The sequence below is a fragment of the Stenotrophomonas mori genome (assembly GCF_023556335.1).
GTDB classification, from domain to species: domain Bacteria; phylum Pseudomonadota; class Gammaproteobacteria; order Xanthomonadales; family Xanthomonadaceae; genus Stenotrophomonas; species Stenotrophomonas mori.
In genome coordinates this window covers 527317-547638 of the sequence record NZ_JAIKTS010000001.1, presented here as the reverse complement: position 1 = coordinate 547638, position 20322 = coordinate 527317, and the positions used below count along the sequence as shown (strand labels likewise).

The window sequence follows — 20322 nt, the reverse complement described above, 5'->3', positions numbered from 1 at the left end:
GCATGGTATGCTCGCGGGCATTCCGTGCGCCCGTCGGCTGCGGCGGTCATCGCGATTCTGGGGAATTACGAGAACTATGAGAACCATGGACACGTTGCCTGCCTGGTTGTGCTGTGCCGTGCTTGCCCTGGCCGGCATGGGTGCCGTCCCCGATGCCAGCGCCGGGCGCTGGCAACGCGGCGAAGCGGAAGTGCCGGCGGCCCCGGCCAACAGCGAGGACGCCGGCATCGGCAATACGGTCAGCGAGCTGCAGCGGCTGATGGGCAACCGCGAGCTGACGGAACTGCGCACCACCTACAACGGCAACTACGGCGCCAGCCTGCTGTTCCATGCCGAATCGATGAACTACTACGTCGCGCTGTTCCAGGAAAAGGAATTCTGGCGCGTGATCCGCACCGACGCTTCGGAAAGCGCGGAAAGCCTGTACCAGACCTTCGCTGAGCAGACCCGGGAACTGGCCCAGGTCTACCTGGACACCATCCGCCTGCAGGCAGGCAAGGCCTACAGCGAGAAGCTGGTGGTGCTCAACGAGCGCCGCCTGCGCGGCCTGCAGCAGGAAGTGGAACAGCAGCGCCAGCAGTCGCTGCAGGTGAGCCACGCCCTGCAGGAACGCAAGCAGCAGGCGGTGGCCCTCAGCTCGGACCTGCGCGCGACCAACACCCAGCTGGAAGCGCTGGACCAGCAGATCAAGGCCCTGCAGGCGATGCAGGTGAACCCCGCGCTGTCGCTGCCGCCCAGCACGCCGCCGCCCGCGCCCGACGAGGCCCCCGCGGTGCCGCTGCCCGAGCACGCCGCCACGCTCGACTGAGTCCCCGGCGGCCGGCACGGCCCGGCCGCCGCGCCGCACGCCAGCGCCACGGCGACGCTCCCCCTGGTTGAGAATCGCCGGCAGCGCCGCCATAAAGGCAGGCCCGCCCCGGAAAAGAACAGCCATGAGCGACCTGCCCCACGTATTCGATGCCACCACCGAGACCTTCGAGGCCGAGGTCCTGCAGAAATCGCTGCAGACCCCGGTGCTGGTGGACTTCTGGGCAACCTGGTGCGGCCCCTGCAAGACCCTCATGCCGCTGCTGGAAAAGCTGGCCGGTGAATACCACGGCGCCTTCGAGCTGGCCAAGGTCGATGTCGACAAGGAACAGCAGGTGGCCGCGGCCTTCCAGATCCGCTCGGTGCCGACGGTGTTCCTGGTCAAGGACGGGCAGATCGTCGACGGCTTCCCCGGCGCGATGCCGGAAGGCCAGCTGCGCGAATTCCTGAGCCAGCACGGCATCACCCCGGCCGAAGCACCGGTGGAAGTGGAGGCCGACACCGAGGCCGCCCCCGTGGACATCCAGGCCCGGATCGCCGAACTGCGCGAGGCCATCGCCGCCGACCCCGACAAGGACGAACTGCGGCTGGACCTGGCGCTGGCCCTGCTCAGGACCGGGGCCGTCGAGGAAGCCGGCACCCTGCTGGACGGTCTGCCGGCGAACCTGGCGACCGACGACCGCGCGCTGCGCGCCCATGCCTGGCAGGCCTTCCATGCCGCCGTCCACGAGGCCCCCGCGCTGGAGGCGCTCGAGGCACGCGTGCACGCCGACGCCGGCGACCTGCAGGCGCGTCATCTGCTGGGGGCCCGGCACCTGCTCGACGGCCGGGAAGAAGCCGCCCTGGAACAGTTCCTGGAAATGCTCAGGCTCGACCGCGGCTATGCCGAAGGACTGCCGCGCAAGGCCCTCATCGAGGCCTTCCGGGTGGTGGAGGACGAGGATCTCGTGGGCCGCTACCGCCGCCGGATGTCCTCGCTGCTGTTCTAAAAATTCACAAATCGTTCAGGTTGGCGGCGCGTGCACGGCCTGATAATGTGCCGCCCGTCATAAAGACGCGTGCGCGGCAGCCGTCTGTCGTGCCATCCGGGGGGGGATGTCGGCCATGTGGCCGGGCATCGGGGTCCCATGCCCGAAGGACCGAGAAGCCTGTGACCCTGCCATTCCCGCGTTTGCCGACCCTGCTGCTGGTGCTCGCCCTGCTGCTCCCCTGGCCGGCGGCCAGCGCCGTCGCCCAGGACTGGGCGTACCACGTCCGTCCCGGCGACACCCTGTGGGACCTGTCCACGCGCTACCTCAAGCCCACCGTGCCCTGGGAACGGCTGCAGGCGCACAACGCCGTCAACAACCCCTACCACCTCACCCCGGGCAGGACCCTGCGCTTTCCCATCGCCTGGCTGCGGGTGGAACCGGCCCCGGCACGCGTGCTGGCGGTACGCGGCCAGGTCCAGGTGAGCGGTGCCGGCGACACCTCGGCGGCGGCCCAGGCGCACATGCTCCTTCCCATCGGCAGCCGCATCCTCACCGGCGCCGACGCCAGCGTCACCCTGGTGTTCGCCGACGACTCGCAGCTGCTGCTGCGGGAAAACGCGGAACTGCACCTGGACCAGCTCAGCAGCTATGGCGCCACCGGCATGGTCGACACCCGCCTGCGGCTGCAGCGCGGGCGCAGCAGCAACCGGGTGACGCCGGCGCGGGGCCCGGCCTCCCGCTATACCATCACCGTTCCCAGCACCACCAGCAGCGTGCGCGGCACCGTGTTCCGGGCCAGCGCCGGCGACGACGGCCAGCCGGCCAGTACCGAGGTGATCGAGGGCCGGGTTCAGGTCGGCAACCGCCATGGGCAGCAGATGGTCGCACCCGGGCTGGCCAGCATCAGCCACTCGCCCGACCAAGCACCCGCCCCGCTCCGGCCGCTGCTGCCGGCACCGGCGATCGACGAAGCGGTCCTGCGGCTGCAGCCCCTGCCCTTGCTGGCCGCCTGGCAGCCGGTGCCCGGTGCCCGGCGCTACCGCGTGGAGGTGGTCCGCGCCGACAGCCCCGAGGTCCTGCTGTCCGCCCACGAGGTCGACAGCCTCCGGCTCCAGGTCGACGACCTCCCGCCCGGGCAGCTGCGGCTGCTGGTCCGGGCGATCGACGAGGACGGCGTGGAAGGACACGACAGCGCGCGCGACTTCACCGTGCCCGACGGTCCACCGCCGCCGCTCACCCTGTCCCCCGCGCACGGGCAGAGCGTGAACCAGGCCCAGCCCCGCTTCGAATGGGCCCAGGTGGCCGGTGCCGGCGGCAGCGTCCTGCAGATCGCCGGCGACCCCACCTTCCGGACCCCGCTGGTCGAGCGCCGGACCCGTGCCACGCGCCTGCGTCCACCTGAGCCGCTGCCCCCGGGCGCCTACTACTGGCGCGTGGCCTCGCTCGACCCGCAGGCCCAGCCCGGGCGCTTCGGCGCGCCACTGGCGCTGCAGGTCAGCGACGCGCCCATCGACCCGGGCCTGCAGCCGGAGCGGCCCGGCAAGGGCCTGCTGACCCTGCGCTGGCAGCCTGGCGACGATGGCCAGCGCTACCGCGTCCAGGTGGACCGCCGCGGCGATTTCCGCACGCCGCTGCTCGACCGCGAGACCACGGCACCGGAGGTCGCGATGAAGGCCCCCTGGCGGGGCGGCGACCTGCACGTGCGCGTGCAGTACATCGACGATGATGGCTACGCCGGCCCGTTCTCGCCGGCGCAGAGCGTCCGTCTCCCCTGCAAACCCTGCCGCGCGGCCGGAGCCGCCACCCTGCTGCTGCTGGCGCTATGAATGCGCTGCGCCTGTCCTGGGGGCAACGGCTGCTGCTGGCCCTCGGCATCGGCCTGCTGGCCGGGCTGGGCAGCCAGGCGCGCATGTTCTGGCAGGCGGACGAAGCGGTCTACGACCGTCTGGTCGGCAACTGGGACTATCCGCTGGACCCGCGGCTGATCATCGTCGCCATCGACGAGCGCAGCCTGCAGCAGCTGGGCCAATGGCCCTGGCCGCGCAGCACCCATGCGCAGCTGCTCGAGCGCCTGCGCGAGGCCGGCGTCGACCGGGTCGCCCTGGACCTGATGCTGCCCGAGCCGGACCGCAAGGACGCCACCCAGGACCAGCTGCTGGCGGCGGCGATCACGCGCAGCGGCAACGTGGTGCTGCCGGTGCTGGCCGCGTCCACCGGCAACGACGAAGTGCCCGAGGAACTGCTGCCGATCCCGCTGCTCGCCGATGCCGCCGCGGCACTGGCGCATACCGACATCGAGGTCGATGCCGATGGCGTCGCCCGCGGGCTGTACCTCAAGGCCGGCATGGGCACGCCCTATTGGCCGGCCCTGGGCCTGGCCCTGAGCGGCGAGCGCGGCGCCGTGCCCGGCCTGGGCGATGGCGCCGCCGGGCATGCCTCGCCCTACCAATGGCAGCGCGACAACTATGTGCGGCTGCGCTATGCCGGCCGCCCCGGCAGCTTCCCCCAGGTGTCCTACATCGACGTGATCGAAGGGCGGGTGCCGCCCGCGCTGCTGCGGGGCCGGTTGGCGATCGTCGGCATGACCGCCAGCGGCATCGCTCCGCGGCTGCTGACCCCGACCTCGCGCGACAGCTGGATGAGCGGCAGCGAATACCAGGCCAACGTCGCCTCCATGCTGCTGGGCGGGCACGCCATCCTGCCGCTGCCGCGGCTGTTGCAGTCCACCGCGGTGGCCCTGCTGGTCGCCCTGTGCGCGCTGGGCATGACCCTGTCCGTATCGCCCCCCTGGGTGTCGGCGGCCGTCGCGCTGCCGCTGCCGCTGCTCGCGAGCCTGGTACTGCTGCGCGGTTTCGACCTGTGGTTCGCGCCGGTCGCCGCGCTGGCCGGCATCCTCGTCGTGGTGCTGGTCTGCGGCCTGCGGCAGATGCGCTACTGGCGCCGCCAGGCCAACCGCGACCCGCTCACCGGGCTGGCCAACCGCATGCGCTTCGAGGAGGCATTCCGGCTGGAGTACTACGCGGCCCGGCGCAGTGGCCGGCCGCTGAGCCTGGCGCTGATCGACCTGGACAATTTCAAGCACTACAACGACACCTTCGGCCACCATGTCGGCGACATCGTGCTGCAACACGCCGCATGCATGGTGGCCGAGCTGGCCCGGCGTCCACGCGACCTGGCGGCACGCTTCGGCGGCGATGAATTCGCGCTGGTCCTGCCGGGCGCCAGCAGCGAGGGCGCACGCCAGCTGATCGAAGCCCTGGTCGTCCGCGTCCGCCAGTCCGGCGTGGCGGTCGGCAAGGGCCAGCAGGCGCGGATCAGCATCACCGTCGGCCTGGCCACATTGACCCCGGAGAGCACGGGCACCCCGGCCGACCTGTTCCGCGCCGCCGACGCCGCGCTGCTGCAGGCCAAGGCCGCCGGCCGCGATGGCTACCGGGTCGCCGCCGACGCCTGACCGCAAAGAACCATACGTCGGCGAATGCTAGACTCCGGGTCCCCCGTCCCGACCCGCCGCGCGCCCATGAAAGCCCGTACGTTCCGCCACGGCATCAACCTGTGGCCGCCGTTCCTGTTCACCGGCATCCATGTCACCCACCTGCGGGAGGATTACCGTCATGTGCGCGTGGAGCTGCGCCAGCGCCCGTGGAACGTCAACTACGTGCGCACTCATTTCGGTGGCAGCCTGTTCGCGATGACCGATCCGTTCTGGATGCTGTGCCTGCTGCGCAACCTCGGGCGCGACTATTTCGTCTGGGACAAGGCCGGGGAAATCGAGTTCATCACGCCCGGCAAGGGCGTGGTGGCCACCGAGTTCCAGCTCGACGCCCCGCTGCTCGACGACATCCGCGCGGCCACCGCCGGAGGCGAGAAGCACCTGCGCTGGTTCACCAACGACATCCTCGATGCCCGGGGGGAGCGGGTCGCACGCGTGCGCAAGCAGGTCTACGTGCGGCTCAAGCCGCACGCACGTTGAGCCGCCCGCGCACCGCTACCGGCCGCGCATCGCCTGTGGCAGCGGCATCTGCAGCACCACCGCCGGCGTGCCATGGGCCGCCACCTCCAGCGCTCCGCCGTCGGCGCTGACCACCAGTGGCCGCTGCCGGCCGCGCAGCTCGGCCGGCAACCGCTCCAGCCACTGCGCCACCGGCACGGAAGCGTCCTGCGCCGCCTGCCCGCGCAGCCACAGCAGGGCCTGCAGCAGGCGCACCTGCGCACCGACGTCCTGCTGCCGGCGCGCGAAGCCGAGGTAGGCCGGCGCGGCGATGCCGTTGAGGGTGCAGCCGAGGGCGTTGGTCAGGCACTGCGGTTGCCACCATGACGGTGCCGGCAACGGCATGTCCGGCACCCTGCGGTCCTCGGCGAGGGCGGTGCGCACCTCCGGCAGGCACACCTGCCCGAGCCGCTCGGCCTGCCCGGCGAGGGTCTTGCGCGCACTGTAGAAGAACCTCCCGTACCACCGCCCCTGCACGATCTTCCGGTGCGTCAAGGTGGCCAGCCGACGCTGCATCGCGAACTCCCCGCGCATGCCCTGGCAGAGGCCCACCTCGTCCGCCGACAGCAATGCGAAGGCCGTCGTGCAGCCGGGCGGCAACGGCGCATCCACCGGCAGCTCGGCCAGCACCTCGGCGAACAGCCCGGCGTTGGCCTGGAGCAGGCGCCCTCCGGCCATCACCCCCACCAGCCCGTCGCCCTGCGTCATCAGCATCCGCCCGATGCCGGCATCGCGGCACAGGCCGGCCAGCGCGCGGGCGCTGTCCCCCTGGACATGGGCCAGCGCATGCGCGCTCAACGGCACCTGCAGCCATTGCCACTGCGGCCAGGGCGTGGCCTCGGTCTGTGTCAACGGCGAATGGAAGTGGCCATGCGCCGCCAGCGCATCCATCTGTTCCAGCAGGACCGCATGCGGCGCCAGCGCCGCCGCCGTGGCCTGCGGATCGCGGCGCACCGCCGCCACGCAGCCGGCCGCGGCCCCGAATCCGCACAGGCCGCTGTCCGGGAACGCGGCGCGCGCGTCCGCTTCCACCAGCGCCGGCGGAGCCGTCGGCACCCGGTCCTGGAGGAAGGCGGGAACGTACACGTCCGCGTACCACCGTTCGAACTGGCGGGCATGCGCCTCCGCGCGCGCTTGCCGCTGCCCGGGCGTCAGCCCCGGGACTCCCAGCAAGGCCAGGTCCGCATAGGCATTGCTGCCCGGCCATTGCGGCCGTGCCTCCAGGATCGCCCGGGCCTGTTCCTGGGCCGGCGACGGCGGCCAGCACCAGGACACGCCCGCCACCACCAGTGCCACCAGCACCACCGCTGCAAGGGCGGCGCCGCCCCGGCGCACGGCCCTGCCCGTCGTCCATTCCATCGCACCCGCTCCATCGCCGGCATCCCGGCACCGACCGTCACGAAGCATCGCATAAACGCCGGTACACCGGCCCGCGTGCGCACCGCCGCGCCCAGGACGGCGACGCTACAATCCCCGGATGTCCGCCGATGCATCCCCCTCGCCCCCCCGCCCCTCCCTGCAGCGCCTGTTCCTGACCGGATTGCTGACCCTGCTGCCGATCTGGCTGACCTGGGTGGTGGTCAAGTTCGTGTTCGTGCTGCTGTCCGGCATCAGCAGCCCGCTGGTGGTGCCGTTGTCCGAGCGCATCGCCGCGTCCTTCCCCCATTACCTGGGCTGGGTGCGGGTGGAATGGATGCAGGACATCTTCGCCCTGCTCGCCACCGTCCTGGTGATCCTGCTGGTCGGCATGCTCAGCCGGCGGGTGATCGGCCAGCGCCTGCTGCGCTGGTTCGGCGCGGTGATCAAGCGCATCCCGCTGGCCAGCATCATCTACGACAGCGCCCGGAAGCTGCTGGACATCCTGCAGACCCAGCCCGGCAGCACCCAGCGCGTGGTGCTGATCGACTTCCCCCACCGTGACATGAAGTCGGTGGGCCTGGTGACGCGCGTCATCCGCGAGCACGGCACCGGCCGCGAACTGGCCGCGGTGTACGTGCCGACCACGCCCAACCCGACCTCCGGCTACCTGGAGATCGTGCCGGTGGAGCTGCTGACACCCACCGACTGGAGCGTGGACCAGGCCATGAGCTTCATCATCTCCGGCGGTGCGGTGGCGCCGGAAACGGTGCCGTTCACCCGCGCCGGCGACCGATGAGCCGGACCGCGCATCGGCACGGCGCGCTTCACTCCGTCTCCATGCTGAGGCAAGCTCCCGCACCTGTGTGTTTCCGGAACTCCTGATGTCCTCCAGCCCGCTTCGCCTGCTCGCCCTTGCCGTCGCCACCCTGCTGGCCGCCGCCCCGGCCCCGCCCGCCGACGCCGCGACCAGGGCGAACCAGCGCCCGGCGAGCAGCAGCAAGCCCAAGGCGCGCGCACCGGCACGCACCGCCGCACGCCCGGCCCCGGCCCCGCGCGCGGTGACCGAGGACAAGGCCGCACGCCTGAACCGGCTCTACGACGAATACTGGGATGCGGCAATGCGCTTGAACCCGCTGCAGGCCACCTTCCAGGGCGACCCCCGCTTCAACGACCAGCTGCCCAACTTCCTGTCGCCCGCCTCGCGCCAGCAGGCCCGCGACTTCATGGTCGAATGGCTCGGCAAGGTCGAGGCGATCGGGTCGGAAGGGCTGCAGGGCCAGGACCTGCTCAGCTACGAGATCTTCGTGCGCGACGCCCATGTCTCGCTGGCCGCCGCCGAACATCCGTCATGGATGCTTCCCATCAACCCGCACAACAACCTCGCCAGCCTGATCGCCGTGCTCGGCTCGGGCACCGGCGCGCAGCCGTTCCGCACGATCAAGGACTACGAGAACTGGTCGCGCCGCTCGCTGGGCGTGCCGACGCTGTTCACCCAGGCCATCGACAACATGCGCGAGGGCATGGCCGCCGGCGTGGTGCAGCCGCGCGCGCTGATGGAGAAGGTGCTGCCGCAGCTGGATGCGGTGATCAAGCCCAGCGCCGAGGAAAGCATCTTCTGGGCGCCGATCCGCAACATGCCCGAGGACATCCCCGCCGAGGACCGGGAACGCCTGAGCGCCGAGTACAAGCGCATGATCGAATACCGCCTGCTGCCGTCCTACCGGGCACTGCGCGGTTTCATCGCCACCCAGTACCTGCCGGCGGCGCGCGCCAGCGACGGCCTTGGCGCCCTGCCCGACGGCCAGGCCTGGTATGCGCACTCCGTGGCCAGCCAGACCAGCCCCGCGCTGGCGCCGGCGCAGATCCACGCGCTCGGCGCGCAGGAGGTCAAGGACCTGCAGGAGCGGATCGCCGCGACGATGAAGGACGCGAAGATCCGCGGCACGCTGCGCAAGACCTACGCGTCCATGCGCAACGACCGCCAGTTCACCTTCAAGGACGAGGCGGCGCTGCTGGCCCGCTACCGCGAGGTCGCCCAGCAGGTCGATGCCGCACTGCCCGCCCTGTTCGACGTGCGCCCGACCGCTCCCCTGGAGATCCAGCCGGTGCCGGCCGAACACGCGCTCACCGCCAGCGCCGCCAGCTACCAGCCGGCGGCCGCCAACGACGGTTCGCAGCCCGGCCTGCTGCTGGTCAACAGCCGCGACCTGGCCACGCGCAAGCGCTGGGCGGTCCCGCTGCAGTACCTGCATGAAGGCCTCCCCGGGCACCACCTGCAGCTGGGGCTGCAGCAGGAGCTGTCCACCCTGCCGCGCTTCCGCCGGCTCGGCGGCGACGTCGCCTTCGTCGAAGGCTGGGGCCTGTACGCCGAATCGCTGGGCCAGGACATGGGGCTGTACCGCGACCCCTACGACCACCTGGGCTATCTGCAGATCACCCTGCTGCGCACCGTGCGCGTGGTCGCCGACACCGGCCTGCATGCCGCCGGCTGGACCCGGCAGCAGGCGATCGACTACATGGTCGAGAACGCCGACATCGCTTCCGACGATGCCGCGGCCGACGTCGAGCGCTTCATGGCGCTGCCCGGCCAGACCCTGGCCTACCGCGTCGGCGAGGCCACGATCCTGCGCCTGCGACAGAAAGCCCAGGAAGCGCTGGGCCCGCGTTTCGATCTGCGCGCGTTCCATCGCGAAGTGCTGAAGGACGGCTCGATGCCGCTGGACATCCTGGAAGCCAAGATCGATCGCTGGATCGCCGCCGGCACCCCCTGAGGCGTCCGTCCGGGTACCGGCGGGGCTCGCAAAGCCCGCACAATCCCCCTACGCTGCGCCTGCCGGGGGCCGCCCGGCCCGCGCGCCCGCGGTGCGCCCGTCTTCCAGACCCCACGAAGGAGCCTGCATGTTCCGCTGGATGTCCCGACTCGCCCCTCTCTGCGCGATCGCCTTCGCGGGCACCGCCGGCGCTGCGCCCGGCATCGACGACCTGATGCAGCGCTACGACGGCCCGGTACCGGGCGCCGCGGTCCTGGTACTCAAGGACGGCCAGCCGGTGTTCCGCCGCGGCTACGGGCAGGCGGTACTCGAGGACGGCAGCGCGGTGACCCCGGCCAGCAATTTCCGCCTGGCCTCGGTGAGCAAGCAGTTCACCGCCGCCGCCATCTTGCTGCTGGCCGAGGACGGCAGGCTGTCCATCGACGACCCGCTGAAGACCTGGCTGCCCAGCCTGCCCGCGGTGGCCGACGGCATGACCATCCGCCAGCTGCTGGCCCACACCAGCGGCCTGATCGACTACGAGGACCTGATGGACCCGGCCGATACCCGCCAGGTCCACGATCTCGACGTGCTGCACCTGCTGGAGAAGCAGGACCGCAGCTACTTCCCGCCCGGCAGCGACTACCGCTACAGCAATGGCGGCTATGCACTGCTGGCGCTGATCGTCGGCAAGGCCTCGGGCAGCGACTTCGCCCGTTTCCTGCGCCAGCGCATCTTCCTGCCGCTGGGCATGGATGCCACCGTCGCCCACCAGGACGGTGTGGACGACGTGCCCGCGCGCGCCTATGGCTACAGCGAGATCAACGGCCGCTGGCAGCGCACCGACCAGAGCCCCACCAGCGCCGTACTCGGCGACGGCGGCATCTATTCGTCCATCGACGACCTGGCCAAGTGGGATGCCGCGCTGTACGACGAGCGCCTGCTCAGCGCCGACTCGCTGCGCCAGGCCTTCAGCCCGGCCACCGCCACGCCCGAGCCGGACGTGCCGCACTACGGCTTCGGCTGGCGCATCAACGGCGATGCGCTGTGGCACAGCGGCGAGAGCATCGGCTTCCGCAACGTGCTGCTGCGCTACCCGCAGCAGAAGCTGACCGTGATCGTGCTCAGCAACCGCAACGACCCCGAACCCTATCCGCTGGCGCTGGAGATCGCCCGGCGCTGGCGCGACGCCGGACCGTGACCCTGCTCCAGGGCCTCCACCATGTCGCGCTGATCGCCTCGGACTACGCCCGCTCGCGCGACTTCTACACGCGGATCCTCGGGCTGGAGGTGATCGGTGAGCAGTTCCGCGCCGAGCGCGGCTCCTGGAAGCTGGACCTGCGGCTGCCCGACGGCAGCCAGCTGGAACTGTTCTCCTTTCCCGCCCCGCCGCCCCGGCCCAGCCGTCCGGAGGCCTGCGGCCTGCGCCACCTGGCATTCCGCGTCACCGCGCTGGATGCCGTCCTGGCCCATCTCCAGGCCGAGGGCGTGGCCTGCGAACCGGTCCGCGTGGACGCCGCCACCGGCCGCCGCTTCAGCTTCTTCGCCGATCCCGACGGGTTGCCGCTGGAGCTGTACGAAAGCGCCTGACGCCCGCCACCGCCTGAGCGCGCCCGGCAGCCGCTCCACCATCGGCTTGTCCCGTCCCGCCGCACGCGCACCGCTGCAGCCTGCCCCGGCGGACCTCCCCCGCCGGCCATCGGCCGCGGACCACCGTCGCTCCCGGGCACGGTTCCGGGACGCTTTCCGTACCACGGCGAATGGGTATACATTCGACCGTACCCGGACGTCCGGACCCTGACACCCATCCTTGGGAGACGAGACATGCGCAAGACCTTCACGACCCTGCTGCTGGCCCTGCCGTTGGCCCTGGCCGGCGTTTCCGCGGCGCAGGCCGACACTGCCAGCGCCGAAGGCCGCTGGCGCCAGATCGACCCGGACACCCAGCGCGCCAAGTCCATCGTCGAGATCAGCCGCTCCGGCAACGGCACCCTGCACGGGCGCATCGTCGAACTGATCAATCCCAGCCGCCCCGACCCGACCTGCGACAAGTGCAGCGACGACCGCAAGGACCAGCCGATCACCGGCATGGAGATCATCCGCGGCATGCGTGCCGACGGCGCCAACAAGTGGAACGGCGGCACCATCCTCAAGCCCGACGAAGGCAAGGTGTACAAGTCCAAGATGGAGCTGATCGAGGGCGGCGCGAAACTCCAGGTGTCCGGCTGCATCGCCTTCATCTGCAAGTCGCAGGTGTGGGAGCGCCTGTAACCCCGGCGCGTACCGCTGCCGTTCCACGGCCGCACCTGCCCGTCCCGGCCGCAACGGCCGGGACGGCATCACCGGCCACCGCCGGCACCGCGGAGGCCGCCCCGGCCCCGCTTTCCCGGTGCCCGCCGGACGGCATGCCATAATCGGCGGTCCCCCCGTTATCGCCGATGGCCATGACCCGTAGCACGCTCGTCACCAACGCCCTTCCCTATGCCAATGGTCCGCTGCACCTGGGCCACCTGGTCGGCTATGTCCAGGCCGACATCTGGGTGCGCGCACGCCGGCTGATGGGCGAGAAGGTCTGGTACGTCTGCGCCGACGACACCCATGGCACGCCGATCATGCTGGCCGCGGAAAAGGCCGGCGTGAGCCCGGAAGTCTTCATCGCCAACATCCAGGCCGGGCATGAACGCGACTTCGCGGCCTTCGGCGTGGATTTCGACCACTACGACTCGACCAATTCGGCCGCCAACCGCGAGCTGACCGAGGCGCTGTACACCCGGCTCGACGCCGCCGGCCACATCAGCCGCCGCTCGGTGGCGCAGTTCTACGACCCGGCCAAGGGCATGTTCCTGCCGGACCGCTACATCAAGGGCACCTGTCCGAAGTGCACGTCGCCGGACCAGTACGGCGACAACTGCGAGGTCTGCGGCGCCACCTACGGCCCCACCGACCTGATCGAACCCAGGTCAGTGGTGTCCGGCGCCACGCCCGAGATCCGCGATTCGGAGCACTACTTCTTCGAGGTCGGCCGTTTCCAGGACTTCCTGCGCGAGTGGCTGGCCGGCGACGTCGCCGTGCCCGGCGTGAAGGCCAAGCTGGCCGAATGGCTGGATGCCGACGGCGGCCTGCGCGCCTGGGACATTTCCCGCGATGCGCCCTATTTCGGCTTCGAGATCCCCGGCGCCCCAGGCAAGTACTTCTACGTGTGGCTGGATGCGCCGATCGGCTACCTGTCCAGCTTCAGGACCCTGTGCGCGAAGACCGGCGACGACTTCGACGCCGTGCTGGCCGCCGACAGCGCCACCGAGCTGCACCATTTCATCGGCAAGGACATCGTCAACTTCCACGGCCTGTTCTGGCCATCGGTGCTGCGCGGCACCGGGCTGAAGGTGCCCACGCGCCTGCACGTCAATGGCTACCTGACCGTCGACGGCGCCAAGATGAGCAAGTCGCGCGGCACCTTCGTCATGGCCCGCACCTACCTGGATGTCGGCCTGCCGCCGGAAGCCCTGCGCTACTACTTCGCCGCCAAGTCCTCCGGCGGCGTCGACGACCTGGACCTGAACCTGGCCGACTTCGCCGCCCGCGTGAACGCCGACCTGGTCGGCAAATTCGTCAACCTGGCCAGCCGCTGTGCCGGTTTCATCGCCAAGCGCTTCGACGGCAAGCTGGCCGACGCGCTGCCCGACCCGGCCCAGTACGACCGCTTCGTCGCCGCACTGGCGCCGGTGCGCGAGGCCTATGAGCGCAACGACCCGGCCGCCGCCATCCGCCAGACCATGGCGCTGGCCGACGAAGCCAACAAGTACATCGACGACACCAAGCCCTGGGTCATCGCCAAGCGTGAAGGCGCCGACGCCGAACTGCAGGCCGTCTGCACGCAGGGCCTGAACCTGTTCCGGGTACTGGTGGCCGCGCTCAAGCCGGTGCTGCCGGCCACCGCGCAGCAGGCCGAGGGCTTCCTCAATGCACCGATGACCGGCTGGGGCGATATCGCCAGGCCGTTGACCGCCCACACCATCGCCGCCTACGTGGCGCTGTTCACCCGTATCGACCCCAAGATGATCGACGCCATGACCGACGCCTCCAAGGACACCCTCGGCGCCGCCTCCGCTCCCGACAGCGCGCCGGCCAAGGCCGGAAAGCCGGCCCCGGCCGCCACGAAGCCCGACGCCAAGGGCGAAGGCGCCGCCAGCGCGCACATCGGCATCGATGATTTCGCCAAGCTCGACCTGCGCATCGGCAAGGTGCTCGAGTGCGGCTTCGTCGAAGGCTCGGACAAGCTGCTGCGCTTCCTGCTCGACGCTGGCGACCTGGGCCAGCGGCAGATCTTCTCCGGCATCCGCGGCAGCTACAGCGAGCCGGAAAAACTGGTCGGCCGCAGCGTGGTCTTCATCGCCAACCTGGCCCCGCGCAAGATGCGCTTCGGCCTGAGCGAAGGCATGATCCTGTCGGCCGGCTTCGACGGCGGCGCGCTGGCGCTGCTGGATGCCGATGCCGGCGCCCAGCCGGGCATGCCGGTACGTTGATGGCAGCGGGCGCGCCCAACAGGCGCGCCCCTCCCGGCCGGAGCGGACCATGCAGCTGGCCCTGTTCGATTTTGATCCCACCATCACCGTCTGCGATACCTACCGCCGCTTCCTGCGGCGCGTGGCCGCGCCCGAGCAGCGTGCGCAGGCGTGGTGGCGGGTCGGGCCGTGGCTGCTGGCCTATCGCCTGAAGCTGATCTCGGCCGAGCGCATCCGCCGCCGCGTCACTGCGCAGGTGTTCGCCGGCCGCCACGCCGGCGAGATCGCGCGGATGGCCGCCGACTATGCCCGCGACCACCTGCCCGGCATGATCCGCCCGGAGATGCTGGAGCAGATCCGGTGGCACAAGGCGCAGGGGCATACCGTGGCGGTGGTCTCGGCCTCCATCGACCTGTACCTGCAAGCAGGGTGCGACGGGCTGGGCCTGCCGGTAATCTGCAACCGGCTGGAAGTGCAGGACGATCGCTGACCGGCCGCTACGCCGACGGCGACTGCGGCCCGCGCAAGGTGGCGCACATCCGGCGGCTGTTCGACCTGGAGGCGTTCGACCGCATCCACGCCTACGGCGACAGCCGCGAGGACAAGCCGATGCTGGCGCTGGCGCACGAGCGCGGGTACCGCGGCCGGCCCTGCCGCATCGCCACACGCTGAGCACCCTGCCGCGCTTCCCGTTTCGACGCCCTCGGGCGACGGCACGCGGGAGCGACGGGGTGCCCGTCAGGCGCGGCCCGCGCCGAGCTCCGCGGCGAACGCGCGTGTCCAGGTCTCGAAGTCGCTGCCTTCGGCCGCCGCCTCGGCATGCGCCGCCGCCTTCAACGCATCCGAATACATCAGCCGCACCGGCGTACCGTTGCGCTCGTGCAGCTCGGCCGCACGCATGATCAACGCCAGCACCCGTGCGGCACTGGTGGTCTCGCCGGCGATCCGGCCATCCATGCCCAGCACCCATTGCCCGTCACGGCGGACGATGCCGGCCAGCAACGTGCGCTGCTGGTCGCGCAGCTCGGCATGCGGCTCCACCACCGCGTGCGGTGCGGCGTCGGCCTGGTTGCGCTCACGCTCGGCGCGCTTCTTGTTGGCCTCGCGGCGGCTCTTGGAGTGGATCGACATGCATGCAGCCTGTTCGGAGGGCGGCCACAGCGGCCACCGTGGGGAATGACGCGCAGGGGTGCGCGCAGGATGGCCGGCATCAGACGCGCAGATGCGGGCCGGCGCCGGCGCGCTCGCGGCAGTGCTGCCAGAACCAGAGCGCGAAGCCCAGCGCCATGAAGCCTGCCATGCCCAGCGCCAGATGCAACGGCCGGCCGCTGAGCAGCGGCGAGACCACGCCGGCCACCAGTGTGCTCACCATCAGCTGCGCGAAAGCCTGCAGCGACGACGCCAGGCCGCGCTGCTGCGGGTACATGTCCAGCACCGCCAGTGCCAGCACCGGGAACACCAGCGCGGTCCCCATGCCCCCCAGGAAGATCGGCAGTACCGCCCAGGGCAGCTCCAGCTGCGCGACCGAGGCCGCGTAGCCGACGTTCAGGAGGACCGACAGCGCGCAGCAGGTGAAGCCGATCCCGATCTGCCGCACCGGCGGCGTGCGCCCGGCCATGCGCCCGGACAGGAACGCGCCGGTGGTCATGCCGCCGATGGTCGGGATGAACAGCCAGGCGAACCCGCCCTCGCCCAGGCGCAGATGCTGCATCACGAACACCGGCGCCGAAGCGATGTAGAGGAACACCCCGCCGAAGTTGACGCTGCCGGCCAGCGACAGCCGCAGGAAACGCGGATTGAAGCCGATCTGCACGTAATCACGCAGCAGCGAGCGCAGCGACAACGGCGTGCGCGCCGCCGGCGGGTGGGTTTCCGGCAGCCAGCGCGCGGTGGCGGTGAACAGCGCCAGCGAGAACAGCACCAGGAACCAGAAGATCAGCGGCCAGCCACCGCCCCCCAGCAGGATCCAGCCCCCGATGATCGGCGCGATCGCCGGGGCGATGCCGAAGATCATCGACACCTGGCTCATCAGCCGCTGCGCGTCGGCACCGTGGTACAGGTCGCGGATCACCGCGCGGCCGACGATCATGCCGACACCGGCGGACACCCCCTGCAGCGCCCGGAACGCCAACAGCGACCCCAGGTGGGTGGACAACGCGCAGCCCACCGAGGCCGCGGTGAACAGCAGCAGCCCGCCCAGGATCACCCGCTTGCGCCCCCAGGCATCGGACAACGGGCCGTGCGCCAGGCTCATCAAGCCATAGAACAGCAGGTAGACGCTGATGGTCTGCTGCACCGCCACCTCGTCCACCGCCAGCTCCCGTGCCAGCAGCGGGAAGGCCGGGAAGATGGTGTCGATGGAGAACGGGCCGAACATGGACAGTCCGGCGAGCAGCAGGGCCAGGCGGCGGTTGGAGGCGGGAACGGGGGTCATGGAATATCCAGGCGGCGCCCCGGCGCGGGGACGCACGACGGGCGCCGGCCCGGTACGGGCGGCGCCTCGGAAAGAGACGGGAAGCACGCCCATGATAAGGCGCCCGGGCCGGCGCCGGTAGGCATCTTGCTGAACGCCGGCAGCGGGCGCGGCAGCGGCGAGGGCCGCCGGAAGGCTCCCCGGCCCCCGACCATCGCGCGCACCGGCCACTCCGGACGCGGGCCCCAAGGCACGCGGCGCAATGGCTATAATCGCCCCGCTACACGGTGGGAGAAGCGGTTCGCCGCTGCCGAAGGCGCAAACGCCCGCAATCGCTCAGGCCCGATACCACCTGCACCACAACTCTGGAGAGACCGGTTCGATCCGGCGCCGAAGGGGCACGAGGCCTGCGACCACCGCGTCGCCCTCCAAACTCTCAGGCAAAAGGACAGAGGGGCACGAGGCGAGCCGCCGGCTTGCCGGCCGTCGGACCGCCTGCGCGGCCCGACGCCGGTGGAACCGGAGGTGTCGCCGCCCAGCCCCGCACGCCATCCTCCGGACGTCCGCCATGCCCCAGAACACGCCCTCACTGCGCGAACTCGAACACGCCTCCGCCTTCGTCGACCGCCACATCGGCCCCAACGACGCCGAAATCGCGCAGATGCTGCGCGTGGTCGGCCACGACTCGCTCGACGCGCTGACCGACGCCATCGTCCCGGCCACGATCAAGTCGCCCGCCCCGCTGGCCCTGCCCGGGTCGCTGACCGAGGTGCAGGCACTGGCGAAGATCCGCACGATCGCCGACAAGAACACCGTGCTGCGCAGCTTCATCGGCCAGGGCTATTACGGCACCCATACGCCCAACGTGATCCTGCGCAACATCCTGGAGAACCCGGCCTGGTACACCGCCTATACCCCGTACCAGGCGGAGATTTCCCAGGGCCGCATGGAAGCGCTGATCAACTTCCAGCAGATGGTCGCCGACCTGACCGGCATGGAGATCGCCAACGCCTCGCTGCTGGACGAAGCCACCGCCGCCGCAGAGGCGATGACCCTGGCCAGGCGCTCGTCCCGCGCCAAGTCCGACGTGTTCTTCGTGCACGACGCGGTGCACCCGCAGACCCTGGCGCTGCTGCGCACGCGCGCCGAGCCGATGGGCATCACCCTGCAGGTGGGCACCCCGGCCGAGGCCCTGGAGGCCGACACCTTCGGCGTGCTGCTGCAGTACCCGGACAGCTTCGGCCACATCGGCGACCACAAGGCGCTGGTCGAGGCCGTGCATGCGCGCAAGGGCCTGGTGGCGGTGGCCACCGACCTGCTGGCGCTGACCCTGATCACCGCCCCGGGCGAATGGGGCGCGGACATCGTGGTCGGCAATACCCAGCGCTTCGGCGTGCCGTTCGGCTTCGGCGGCCCGCACGCCGCGTTCATGGCCTGCCGCGACGCCTACAAGCGCTCGATGCCCGGCCGTCTGATCGGCGTCTCCATCGACACCGAAGGCAACCCCGCCTACCGCCTGACCCTGCAGACCCGCGAGCAGCACATCCGCCGCGAGAAGGCCACCTCCAACATCTGCACCGCGCAGGTGCTGCTGGCGGTGATGGCCTCCACCTACGCGGTGTACCACGGCCCCGAGGGCCTGACCCGCATCGCCCGCCGCACCCACCGCCTGGCCGCGATCCTGGCCGCGGCGCTGCGCGGCGCCGGCGTGGACGTGGGCGAGCACTTCTTCGACACCCTGCACCTGCGCAATGTCGATGCCCCCGCGCTGCAGGCCAAGGCCGTGGCCGCCGGCATCAACCTGCGCCTGATCGACAGCCGCGCCCTGGGCATCAGCCTGGACGAGACCACCACCCGCGAGGACATCGTGGCGCTGGGCGCGGTGTTCGGCGCCCGCGTCGACATCGACGCGCTGGACGCCAGCACCGCCGATGCGCTGCCGGCCGGGCTGCTGCGCCAGTCCGCGTTCCTCACCCACCCGGTGTTCAACACCCACCACAGCGAACACGAACTGCTGCGCTACCTGCGCACCTTGTCCGACAAGGACCTGGCGATGGACCGCACGATGATCCCGCTGGGCTCGTGCACCATGAAGCTCAACGCCACCGCCGAGATGATCCCGGTGACCTGGCCGGAGTTCGCCAACATCCACCCGCTGGCCCCGGCCGACCAGGCCCAGGGCTACAAGGAACTGATCGACGGCCTGGAGGCGATGCTGGTGGAATGCACCGGCTACGACGCGGTCAGCCTGCAGCCCAACTCCGGCGCGCAGGGCGAGTACGCCGGCCTGCTGGCGATCCGCGGCTACCACGCTTCGCGCGGGCAGAGCCATCGCGACATCTGCCTGATCCCCGATTCGGCGCACGGCACCAACCCGGCCTCGGCGCAGATGTGCGGCATGACCGTGGTGGTCACCAAGACCGACGCCAACGGCAACGTCGATGTCGAGGACATCCGCCTCAACGCCGAGAAGTACAGCGACCGCCTGGCCGCGATCATGATGACCTACCCCTCCACGCACGGCGTGTTCGAGGAGGAGGTGGTGGAGATCTGCCAGATCATCCACAAGCACGGCGGGCAGGTGTACACCGACGGCGCCAACATGAACGCCCTGGTCGGCGTGGCCAAGCCCGGCAAGTGGGGCTCGGACGTGTCGCACCTGAACCTGCACAAGACCTTCTGCATCCCGCACGGCGGCGGCGGCCCGGGCGTGGGCCCGTGCGCGGTCAAGTCGCACCTGGCGCCGTTCCTGCCGGGCGCGCTGGTCGAGGACGGCGTGCGCACGCAGGGCGTCGGCGAAGGCCCGATGGTCTCGGCCGCGACCTTCGGCAGCGCCTCGATCCTGCCGATCAGCTGGATGTACATCGCCATGATGGGCGCGGCCGGCCTGCGTCGGGCCACCCAGGTCGCGCTGCTCAACGCCAACTACATCGCCACCCGCCTGGCCCCGCACTACAAGACCCTGTACACCGGCCGCAACGGCCTGGTGGCGCACGAGTGCATCCTGGACCTGCGGCCGCTGGAGAAGACCTCCGGCATCGGCGCCGAGGACGTGGCCAAGCGCCTGATCGACTTCGGCTTCCACGCCCCGACCCTGAGCTTCCCGGTCGCCGGCACGCTGATGGTCGAGCCCACCGAGAGCGAATCGCAGGCCGAGCTGGACCGCTTCATCGATGCCATGGTGCAGATCCGCGAGGAAATCCAGGCCATCGAGGACGGCCGCCTGGAGCGCGAGGACAACCCGCTCAAGCACGCCCCGCACACCGCCGCACAGGTCTCGGCCAGCGAATGGACGCGCGCCTACCCGCGCGAGCTGGCGGCGTTCCCGCTGCCGTCGCTGAAGCAGTCCAAGTACTGGCCGCCGGTGGCACGCGTGGACAACGTATACGGCGACAAGAACATCATGTGCGCCTGCATCCCGGTGGATGCCTACAAGGAAGACGTCGAGGCCTGATCGGGCCACGGCAGACGGCAAGCAAACGGCCCGCGCAAGCGGGCCGTTTGTTTGCCCGCATCCGTACTGCCAGGG

Annotated in this window: 15 protein-coding genes, 1 pseudogene and 1 riboswitch; of the genes and pseudogenes, 13 read left to right on the top strand and 3 right to left on the bottom strand. The window is 70.8% G+C overall.

Features of this window, described 5'->3' with window-relative positions; genetic code table 11:
* Positions 1-85 precede the first annotated feature (85 nt).
* The 5 genes from K5L01_RS02370 to K5L01_RS02350 all read left to right on the top strand — a co-directional run bounded on the left by K5L01_RS02370 (position 86) and on the right by K5L01_RS02350 (position 5751).
* A complete protein-coding gene (locus K5L01_RS02370; RefSeq protein ID WP_250061596.1) occupies positions 86-808 on the top strand; it encodes a DUF2968 domain-containing protein in 723 nt (240 codons plus the stop codon).
* A 124-nt stretch (positions 809-932) separates the two neighbouring features.
* Positions 933-1796, top strand: coding sequence for a thioredoxin (gene trxA / locus K5L01_RS02365; protein ID WP_250061594.1), 864 nt, complete (start codon positions 933-935; stop codon positions 1794-1796).
* Positions 1797-1957: 161 nt separating this feature from the next.
* Complete coding sequence (locus K5L01_RS02360; RefSeq protein WP_250061591.1) at positions 1958-3604, top strand: FecR domain-containing protein; 1647 nt, start codon at positions 1958-1960, stop codon at positions 3602-3604.
* On the top strand, positions 3601-5232 hold the full coding sequence (locus K5L01_RS02355) for a CHASE2 domain-containing protein (RefSeq protein ID WP_250061589.1): 1632 nt from the start codon (positions 3601-3603) through the stop codon (positions 5230-5232). Before K5L01_RS02360 ends, K5L01_RS02355 begins: the two co-directional genes overlap by 4 nt.
* Positions 5233-5298: 66 nt before the next feature.
* Positions 5299-5751, top strand: coding sequence for a DUF4442 domain-containing protein (locus tag K5L01_RS02350; protein WP_250061587.1), 453 nt, complete (start codon positions 5299-5301; stop codon positions 5749-5751).
* 15 nt (positions 5752-5766) lie between these two features.
* Here K5L01_RS02350 and K5L01_RS02345 read toward each other — a convergent pair whose 3' ends face one another.
* Positions 5767-7128, bottom strand: a complete 1362-nt coding sequence (locus K5L01_RS02345; protein ID WP_250061585.1) for a hypothetical protein — start codon at positions 7126-7128, stop codon at positions 5767-5769.
* A gap of 118 nt (positions 7129-7246) precedes the next feature.
* On the opposite strand from K5L01_RS02345, the gene K5L01_RS02340 reads away from it, so the two are divergent.
* The 7 genes and pseudogenes from K5L01_RS02340 to K5L01_RS02310 all read left to right on the top strand — a co-directional run bounded on the left by K5L01_RS02340 (position 7247) and on the right by K5L01_RS02310 (position 15052).
* Entirely contained in the window at positions 7247-7924 is a 678-nt protein-coding gene (locus tag K5L01_RS02340) for a DUF502 domain-containing protein (RefSeq protein WP_250061583.1), read from the top strand.
* Positions 7925-8009: 85 nt separating this feature from the next.
* The gene (locus tag K5L01_RS02335) at positions 8010-9899 is read left to right on the top strand and encodes a DUF885 domain-containing protein (RefSeq protein ID WP_250061581.1); all 1890 of its coding nucleotides are present in this window, start codon (positions 8010-8012) and stop codon (positions 9897-9899) included.
* A gap of 139 nt (positions 9900-10038) precedes the next feature.
* A complete protein-coding gene (locus tag K5L01_RS02330; protein ID WP_250063419.1) occupies positions 10039-11079 on the top strand; it encodes a serine hydrolase domain-containing protein in 1041 nt (346 codons plus the stop codon).
* The gene (gene gloA2 / locus K5L01_RS02325) at positions 11076-11468 is read left to right on the top strand and encodes an SMU1112c/YaeR family gloxylase I-like metalloprotein (RefSeq protein ID WP_250061579.1); all 393 of its coding nucleotides are present in this window, start codon (positions 11076-11078) and stop codon (positions 11466-11468) included. The genes K5L01_RS02330 and gloA2 overlap by 4 nt, the downstream gene beginning before the upstream one ends.
* A gap of 234 nt (positions 11469-11702) precedes the next feature.
* Positions 11703-12149, top strand: coding sequence for a DUF2147 domain-containing protein (locus tag K5L01_RS02320; protein ID WP_250061577.1), 447 nt, complete (start codon positions 11703-11705; stop codon positions 12147-12149).
* A gap of 173 nt (positions 12150-12322) precedes the next feature.
* Positions 12323-14401: a methionine--tRNA ligase gene (metG, locus tag K5L01_RS02315; RefSeq protein WP_250061575.1), complete on the top strand. Its 2079-nt coding sequence runs from the start codon at positions 12323-12325 to the stop codon at positions 14399-14401.
* Between the two features lie 49 nt (positions 14402-14450).
* A pseudogene (locus K5L01_RS02310) lies at positions 14451-15052 on the top strand (HAD-IB family hydrolase).
* Between the two features lie 66 nt (positions 15053-15118).
* Here K5L01_RS02310 and K5L01_RS02305 read toward each other — a convergent pair.
* Complete coding sequence (locus K5L01_RS02305; protein WP_250061573.1) at positions 15119-15511, bottom strand: hypothetical protein; 393 nt, start codon at positions 15509-15511, stop codon at positions 15119-15121.
* 79 nt (positions 15512-15590) lie between these two features.
* Positions 15591-16814, bottom strand: a complete 1224-nt coding sequence (locus K5L01_RS02300) for a multidrug effflux MFS transporter (RefSeq protein ID WP_250061571.1) — start codon at positions 16812-16814, stop codon at positions 15591-15593.
* 334 nt (positions 16815-17148) lie between these two features.
* A riboswitch (glycine riboswitch) is annotated at positions 17149-17255 on the top strand.
* A gap of 106 nt (positions 17256-17361) precedes the next feature.
* Between K5L01_RS02300 and gcvP the strand changes: the two genes are divergently transcribed.
* Positions 17362-20247 carry an aminomethyl-transferring glycine dehydrogenase gene (gene gcvP / locus K5L01_RS02295; protein WP_250061569.1) on the top strand — a complete coding sequence of 962 codons (2886 nt, stop codon included), beginning with the start codon at positions 17362-17364 and terminating at the stop codon, positions 20245-20247.
* Positions 20248-20322 lie beyond the last annotated feature (75 nt).

Excerpts from the sequence above, each read along its gene's own strand:
- trxA (WP_250061594.1), top strand. The coding sequence starts at position 933 with ATGAGCGACCTGCCCCACGTATTCGATGCCACCACCGAGACCTTCGAG.
- K5L01_RS02330 (WP_250063419.1), top strand. The coding sequence starts at position 10,039 with ATGTCCCGACTCGCCCCTCTCTGCGCGATCGCCTTCGCGGGCACCGCC.
- K5L01_RS02345 (WP_250061585.1), bottom strand. The coding sequence starts at position 7,128 with ATGGAATGGACGACGGGCAGGGCCGTGCGCCGGGGCGGCGCCGCCCTT.
- K5L01_RS02305 (WP_250061573.1), bottom strand. The coding sequence starts at position 15,511 with ATGTCGATCCACTCCAAGAGCCGCCGCGAGGCCAACAAGAAGCGCGCC.
- K5L01_RS02335 (WP_250061581.1), top strand. The coding sequence starts at position 8,010 with ATGTCCTCCAGCCCGCTTCGCCTGCTCGCCCTTGCCGTCGCCACCCTG.
- K5L01_RS02320 (WP_250061577.1), top strand. The coding sequence starts at position 11,703 with ATGCGCAAGACCTTCACGACCCTGCTGCTGGCCCTGCCGTTGGCCCTG.
- K5L01_RS02340 (WP_250061583.1), top strand. The coding sequence starts at position 7,247 with ATGTCCGCCGATGCATCCCCCTCGCCCCCCCGCCCCTCCCTGCAGCGC.
- gcvP (WP_250061569.1), top strand. The coding sequence starts at position 17,362 with ATGCCCCAGAACACGCCCTCACTGCGCGAACTCGAACACGCCTCCGCC.
- K5L01_RS02300 (WP_250061571.1), bottom strand. The coding sequence starts at position 16,814 with ATGACCCCCGTTCCCGCCTCCAACCGCCGCCTGGCCCTGCTGCTCGCC.
- K5L01_RS02350 (WP_250061587.1), top strand. The coding sequence starts at position 5,299 with ATGAAAGCCCGTACGTTCCGCCACGGCATCAACCTGTGGCCGCCGTTC.
- metG (WP_250061575.1), top strand. The coding sequence starts at position 12,323 with ATGACCCGTAGCACGCTCGTCACCAACGCCCTTCCCTATGCCAATGGT.
- K5L01_RS02370 (WP_250061596.1), top strand. The coding sequence starts at position 86 with ATGGACACGTTGCCTGCCTGGTTGTGCTGTGCCGTGCTTGCCCTGGCC.
- K5L01_RS02355 (WP_250061589.1), top strand. The coding sequence starts at position 3,601 with ATGAATGCGCTGCGCCTGTCCTGGGGGCAACGGCTGCTGCTGGCCCTC.